General features: G+C 58.2%; 4 protein-coding genes and 3 pseudogenes. 5 read left to right on the plus strand and 2 right to left on the minus strand.

Annotation, left to right across the window (positions count from 1 at the left end; translation table 11 throughout):
• The first annotated feature begins 1,128 nt into the window (after positions 1-1,128).
• Together J0I99_RS00345 and J0I99_RS00350 are read left to right on the plus strand one after the other, a co-directional pair.
• Positions 1,129-2,472 carry a DNA methyltransferase gene (locus tag J0I99_RS00345; protein ID WP_291395098.1) on the plus strand — a complete coding sequence of 448 codons (1,344 nt, stop codon included), beginning with the start codon at positions 1,129-1,131 and terminating at the stop codon, positions 2,470-2,472.
• 265 nt (positions 2,473-2,737) lie between these two features.
• Positions 2,738-3,118 (plus strand): annotated as a pseudogene (locus J0I99_RS00350) (tyrosine-type recombinase/integrase); the annotation flags it as partial.
• Between the two features lie 9 nt (positions 3,119-3,127).
• Here the strand turns inward: J0I99_RS00350 and J0I99_RS00355 are convergent.
• A pseudogene (locus tag J0I99_RS00355) lies at positions 3,128-3,466 on the minus strand (transposase); the annotation flags it as partial.
• 57 nt (positions 3,467-3,523) lie between these two features.
• Between J0I99_RS00355 and J0I99_RS00360 the strand changes: the two are divergent.
• From J0I99_RS00360 to J0I99_RS00370, 3 genes and pseudogenes are all read left to right on the plus strand, one after another.
• Positions 3,524-3,948 (plus strand): annotated as a pseudogene (locus J0I99_RS00360) (IS630 family transposase); the annotation flags it as partial.
• Between the two features lie 470 nt (positions 3,949-4,418).
• Positions 4,419-5,201: a M12 family metallopeptidase gene (locus J0I99_RS00365; protein WP_291395100.1), complete on the plus strand. Its 783-nt coding sequence runs from the start codon at positions 4,419-4,421 to the stop codon at positions 5,199-5,201.
• 12 nt (positions 5,202-5,213) lie between these two features.
• On the plus strand, positions 5,214-6,365 hold the full coding sequence (locus tag J0I99_RS00370) for a serine protease (protein WP_291395102.1): 1,152 nt from the start codon (positions 5,214-5,216) through the stop codon (positions 6,363-6,365).
• A 43-nt stretch (positions 6,366-6,408) separates the two neighbouring features.
• On the opposite strand, the gene J0I99_RS00375 is transcribed toward J0I99_RS00370, so the two are convergent.
• The coding region (locus J0I99_RS00375; RefSeq protein WP_291395105.1) for an IS3 family transposase at positions 6,409-6,993 on the minus strand (585 nt) is incomplete at its 5' end.

Consider the following 6,993-nt stretch of genomic DNA (forward strand, 5'->3'; position numbering starts at 1 on the left):
CGCCGCTGCCGCCCAGAACCTCAGGAAACTCGCAAAGCTCCTTCCGAACGGGCCACAGATCAGGGCCGCATGAGAAGGCGAGCCTCGATCGGCCAGATCCGCCGCCCGGCAGCAGCGCTCAAATGGCCGACTTTTTCAACGATATCGGCCAAATTGCGACAGACGTGGCCCACTGCGGTTCTCGCAGACAACCGAAGTCGGTGCTACCGACACCGAGAACGGCCGCGAGAAGACGCTAGTTCTTCTGAGTTTTGGCCCGGCGATAGAGAGCGAGTCCGGCGCTATCGCCCGGAAACTCCGCCGATTTCGGCGAGGACCGCTGCAAATTTCTGAGGTTGATAACTAGCTGGCGGTGGTCGCAGGCCCCTCCGAACCGTTCTCCCTCCAGTTCGAATAAACTCAGCAGGTGGTCGCCGCACGGCTGCTGGGTAGCAGTTTCCTGTTTCTCTGTTCTTCTCGAAAATATCAGGTGGTCGGGATCCCCGGTCCGTGAACGGACGAAATGCGACAGGCCGCCGATTCCAGCGGGGAAATGTCCATTCACGTTGCCATTGAGCGGGTCAGGCGCCCGAAATCTTGGCGGCTTTCGTTCGAGGCCGGCCTTGCTGGCCCGTCACGCTTTGGCTCTTGGCGGGATCCGATTGCCGTTGTGCGGGATACGATTGCTGTTTGGCGGGATGACGTTGCCGCTGAGCGGAACGGGATTGAGCGACGGCGATCTCGCGCCGTCCGCCCGCGGGATTGGATTGCAACGAGCCGGGATCGAATTGCCGTTCCCTGCAGCGGCGCTGCAGCTTGCCGCAAGGCCCGATCGGGCGGTGTCTGGCGGCGCGCTGAGGTGCAACTGATTCGCTGAATTTGTGCTCATCTTGCGAGGTGGGTACGCACCAGCGTTGTTCTTTAAAGCGACCGAATGATCTTTTTGAAGGAAATCTGAAACCGGGACTCGTTTCAAGCGGCATTCAAATGTCAATAAAACATTGCCGGCTAATTAGAGTTCATGGTCGACCGCTAAATCGCTGGCCATTTGACTTTCTCCTTGCCCGCCGCGGCGTTCTCGTTCTGCCTATGTACTCAATGCGGCAGAGCAAGGAGCGCCCTGTGACATCGGCAAGCCCGAGTATCGAGATGACGGCGGTGACCTCGCTGCGCCCCTATCCGGGCAATGCGCGGCGCCATTCGCGCAAGCAGGTTCAGCAGATTGCTGCCAGCATCCAGCGCTTTGGTTTCACCAACCCGGTGCTGATCAGTGACAAGCGCGAAATCATTGCCGGCCATGGCCGTGTGCTGGCGGCCAAGGAGCTCGGCCTCACCGAGGTGCCGACGCTTCGCCTCTCCCATCTCAGTGACGAGGAGCGAAGGGCCTATGTGCTCGCAGACAACAAGCTCGCTCTCAATGCCGGCTGGGATACCGAGCTGCTCGCGATCGAGCTTGGCGCGTTGATCGAGCTGGACTTCGATGTCTCGTTGACCGGCTTCTCGATCGCCGAGATCGATTTTACCCTTGAACAGGCCCGCGAAGCCAAGACCGACGCTATTCCTTCGGCAGATATTATCCCGCCGGTGACGACTTCTCCGGTCACGCAGAAAGGCGAGCTCTGGCTGCTGGGGCGTCACCAGTTGCTCTGCGGCGATGCGCGCACGCGGTCCGATGTCGAGCGTCTGCTCGGCGGTCGCCGGGCCGATCTCCTGTTCACCGATCCACCCTACAACGTTCCGATCGACGGTCATGTCGGGGGTCTCGGTGCCATCCGTCATCGCGAGTTTGCGATGGCGGCCGGGGAGATGACGCCGGCCGAGTTCACGCAGTTCCTCGCGACCACGCTCTCGCACGCCGCTGCCGTCTGCAAGGACGGTGCGATCGCCTTCGTCTGCATGGACTGGCGCCATATGCGCGAGCTGCTCGATGCGGGGCAGACGGCATTCAGCGAGCTGAAGAACCTTTGCGTCTGGAACAAGAGCAATGGCGGCATGGGCAGCTTCTACCGCTCGAAGCATGAGCTCATCTTCGCGTTCAAGGTCGGCACCGCCCCGCACACCAACAACTTTGGCCTGGGTGAGACCGGACGCTACCGCACCAATGTCTGGGACTATCCCGGGATCAGCAGCGTCGGTGCCGCGCGGATGGACGAGCTTGCCATGCATCCGACGGTCAAGCCGGCCGCGCTCGTCGCCGACGCAATCAAGGACTGCACCCGTCGTGGCGAGATCGTGCTCGATGTCTTCGGCGGCTCCGGCACCACGCTGATCGCCGCCGAGACCTGCGGACGCGAAGCGCGCCTCGCCGAGCGTGAACAGGTCAGCGAGCGCTACGTGGCGCAACTGCTTCCACTGGCGTTTCTCAAGCCAGATTTGGTCGACGGCTGCGCAACTGCTGCGCTCGAGCTATCGATTACGGCGCCAGATCTCGCCAAGGGAGTGACGTTTCCGGCGGCCTGGGAAACGCAGGTAGCTCAATTTGTCGCCACCTAAACACCAGGTCCCAGCGAACGGCATTACTCGGCGTCGTACATCAGCTCTTCTGCGCCATTGGACTAAGCCGCTCTCGCGGCAGGGCGCTGCGGCGTGTTCATCGCTGAGATTTCGCCTGTGAGGCGCTGCATCCGAGGATTTCGTGATCGTTTCCCGTGATCCTTGGAGGTCTCCATGATCGATGCCGTCACCGTCAGCCCGCTGCGTCAGCGGATGATCGAGGACATGCCCATCCGCCGGTTTGGCGAGCACGGAGCGCGACTACGTGCGGCAGGTCCGCGCGTTCACGACCTTCCTCGGCTTGCCCCCGGATCGGGCCGAGCCGGAGGATCTGCGTCGCTACCAGCTTCACCTGGCTTCGCTCGGCGTCAGCTACGCCCGGATGAACCTGGCCTGCACGGCGCTGCGGTTCTTCTTCCACGTCACGCTGGGCCGGACCGGCTTCGGTGACCGCATGGCGCGGATCCCGACGCCGGAGCGCTTGCCGGTGGTGCTGGACACGCAGGAGGTGGCGCTGCTGCTGGCGTATGCTCGGAGCCTGAAGGACCGCGCCGCGCTCAGCATCGCCTATGGCTGCGGCCCGCGCGTGTCGGAGATCGCCAACCTCAAGGTCACCGACATCGACAGCGCGCGCATGCTGATCCGGGTCGAGCAGGGCATACATCGAGACGATCTTGTCGTCGAAGCCGGGAAAGCGGCGCTGATACTTGGCGATGAGCTGCGGATCGAACGTCGCCTCCCGATCGCGCCGAATCTCCAGTTCGATCCGGCCGGTCTCGGTCGTCACCGTCTTGCGACCGTAGCCGTTGCGGCTGTTACCGGCCTCGTCGCCTGCCAGATGGTGATCCATCCCGGCGTTCAGGGCCCGCTCGGCGAACGCCTTCTTCAGATCGTCGAGCAGCCCGTTCGGGTCGAAGGCGGTCTTGGGGTCGGCGCAGCACAAAAGCTGGTCCAGAAGCGCGTCAGGAAGGCGGGAGGCTTTGCGTCGTGCCATCGGTAACCTCCATCGGGTCCAGTATGGCCGCCCTCACACGGAAATCCTGACAGTCCCGGCGTCCCTCATGGGCACTGGAAGACCACGACCTTCGCCGGAGCTTTGCGTCTCGGCGGCATGACCGCCCCGTTCGTCTACGACGGCGCCATGAACGGCATCGTCTCCTGGCTTATGTCGAGCAGGTGCTGGTGCCGATACTGAGGCCCGGCGATATCGTCATCATGGACAACCTGCCCGCCCACAAGCCGGCCGGCGTCCGCGAAGCGATCGAGCGCGCCGGCGCGACCCTCGCGTTCCTGCCGCCCTACAGTCCAGACATGAACCCGATCGAAAACGCCTTCGCAAAGCTCAAGGCCATGCTCGGAGCCAGAGCAGAGCGCTCGATCCCCGCACTCTGGGATTCCGTCGGAACGATCGTCGATCTCTTCTCACCGACCGAATGCGCAAACTACTTCAAAGCCGCAGGCTATGAACCCGATTAAACCGGAAACGCTCTAGGTAGAGGGCTACACTCGATCTGACGTAAAGCGACACTTAGCTTTCGCGGCCGACAGCGGTTGCAGAAAAAGCAAAAGCGTGCATTATCACTAAAGTGAAACAGAATCCGGGCGATTACGTTGGCGCGATTTTCTGGTGTCGCTATAGTATCTATTTTGGTCGCTTCGTGTCATGTTAGTCAAGATGCGGCTCAAGTATCTCTGCTCACCCCACAAGACTCACTGCAGAGGGGAATTGCTGAGGCATGCAAATTTAAGCCGACCGTAGAAACGGCGGGAAAATTAATCGCTGCTTTCGGCGGCCCTGCGGTGTTTGCTTCGGTCGTGAGTTCTATAATTAGCGGGGTTTGTGATTTGAAAACTGCACAAGCCGATCGCGGGGCTAGGCTTCCATCCGGTCAAGAAATCTTACTCGGAAAGATCCGGAACGTCGATGTTGTCGGAGAGATTGTTCGATGAGCTGGGTTTTTCGTAAATCTACCCGGTACTCTGTCATTATGGGTGGTAGTTTGGCTATCGTGGGGTCATTTATTTTGGCATCCCTTGCCCACGGGCAAGCGGGCGCGCTAGTGCATCCTGATCTAGGAAAGCAGGATGCGGTTGAAATCAAAGAGGATTTCCTTATTGAGGCGACCGAAAACAAGGCGATCATAAGTTTAAAGAATGTCTGGCCTAGATCCGGCGATAAATTCAGAATACGTGTCTGTTGGGAGAATCCTGCGGACCAGCATCAGAGGCAGCGCGAAATTACGCGAATTGCTGTAGAGAACACTTGGCAGCTAATGTCATCAATCGAATTCCTAGGCTGGGATAGGTGCGATCAAAAGCCGCAAAGTGAGATTAGGATTCGCGTTGGCGACGAGTGGCCGAGAAGTGGCGTTGGTTGGCAGAGAGGGGCGGAGCCCACGCGAATGTATCTGAATTTTGACTTCAATGCACCATCTCAATGGACTTTCTGTCGATCGACAGCTGCGGCCTGCATCCAAAAACTCGCGGTTCATGAATTCGGTCATGCCTTGGGATTCGTGCATGAGCAAGAACGGAACGATACGCCAGATGATTGCATCAAGCTCGTAGGCGATCAGAAGCTTCCGGACATGAAAGGGTTCACGACCGCTGGCACCAAATACGATCCCGACAGCGTTATGAATTATTGCAACCCTGTTTGGAATAACGCCGGCCACCTGAGCCGCCTGGATGTGCTGGCGCTTCAGCGAGTTTACGATAAGCCAAAATAGTAGGTGATGAAAATGAGGGCGGTCGCACTTTGCTTTCTTTTGGTTTTCTCCTGCGGCGCCGAGTCTGCGGTCGCCAATCCGCATGAGCGTATAGCAAGCAGTCTGATTGTCATTCGAGCTGAGGGCAAGGATAAGACCGGAAGAACTTTGGAGGCATATGGAACGGGCTTTATTATCTCCACTGGCGGGTTTGCCGTATCCGCCGATCATGTCAAGACGGACCTGATGAAGGAAGGCGTGCCCGAGTCCGACATAAAATTGTTTGCGCGCTATCAAGATGTTACAGCTAGCGAACAAGAAGTAAAGGAAGCCGGATCTGGAGCCGACGATATCATTATTTTGAAATTGAATCGACGGGCGTCGGGATACTCTCCGGTTAAGCTAATGTGCACTTTTGGCGAATCGCACGCATCGGGCCCAGTGTATACATCCGGTTTTCATAATGCCTGTATAGAGTATAATTCATCAAAAATTTGTATAAAGAGTCAGGTTGTCTACACATCAAGTTCCGGAGAGATAACTTCATCTGATGCAATAGAATTTAATCGTTGGGCTACAAGTCTTAGTTTTAGCGGCGGGAACAGTGGGTCGCCAGTATATCGTGAAGACGGAACAGTAATTGGTGTTGCAAAGGGCACATTAAGATCTGGCGATAGAATCAATTATTTTACTCCTATTACGTTTGCTCGCTCGAGAATTGGCAACCTGCCAATTCAATCAGCCTGCTCCGCGGTGCGGGATGCGGTAGAAAGCGTCGTGAGGAGCGACTGCATAGCAGAAAATTTGGCATCCACGACAAAGCGGTCGTTCGAGATCAAGGACTCTGTTCGCGCCCCGGGAACGGGTCCTCAGACGACGAGCCGCGTCGAGTGGAAAGATGTTTGTTACCAAGCACCAAATGGCTGGGCCATCGACGGGCAAGTCGAGGTGATAAGGGGAGAGCCGAACGGTGGGCGCGGGTCGATAAGCGCCGTTACATATCAAGATGCTCCGAACTCGGGCCGCACAACCCGAGCGTGCGTGACCATCAAGGCCTGGAGCCAGGACCAGCCATTTGGTGCTGGAGGCTGGCAGGGGGTGACTTTAAGGGGACAGATCATTAAGCCGGTCCCAGACGAGCAAGATATTCAAGTCGCGGCAACACAGTGCAAAGTACAAAGGTAAGAGGTGTCAATGAATAGCCCCGAGTTTCGTGGACGCCGTCGGGCTACGTATTGTGCTGCCGTTCGAACTCGACGGGTGACAGCATCCCGTTCCTGACGTGCTTGCGCTTGGGGTTGTAGAACATCTCGATGTAGTCGAACACGTCCTGCCTTGCCTCTTCGCGCGTTCGGTAAGTCTTGCGGCGGATCCGCTCCCGCTTGAGCACATTGAAGAAGCTCTCTGCCACCGCGTTGTCGTGGCAGTTCCCGCGCCGGCTCATCGAGTGCTCAAGATTGTGGTGCTTCAGGAAGGCAGCCCAATCCATGCTGGTAAACTGGGAGCCCTGATCCGAGTGAACCAGGACCGTGGTCTTCGGCTTCCGTCGCCATACCGCCATGAGCAACGCCTGCAGCACGACGTCGGTGACCTGCCGGCTCTGCAGTGACCAACCAATGACGCGGCGGGAGAACAGGTCGATCACCACGGCCAGATAGGCGAAACGTAAGCGCCAAGGGGCCACCGCGTAGCGGTTCTGGCTCTGATCTGAGATTCTTCGTGCCGTTTGGAGTCGAAGGATCTGCTGATGGAAATTTCTATATCTACGCCTATGCCTGATGACAGAAATTGTCATGTGATCGAGGCTCTGGAG

It is taken from the genome of Devosia sp. (assembly GCF_017307495.1).
GTDB lineage: Bacteria > Pseudomonadota > Alphaproteobacteria > Rhizobiales > Devosiaceae > Devosia_A.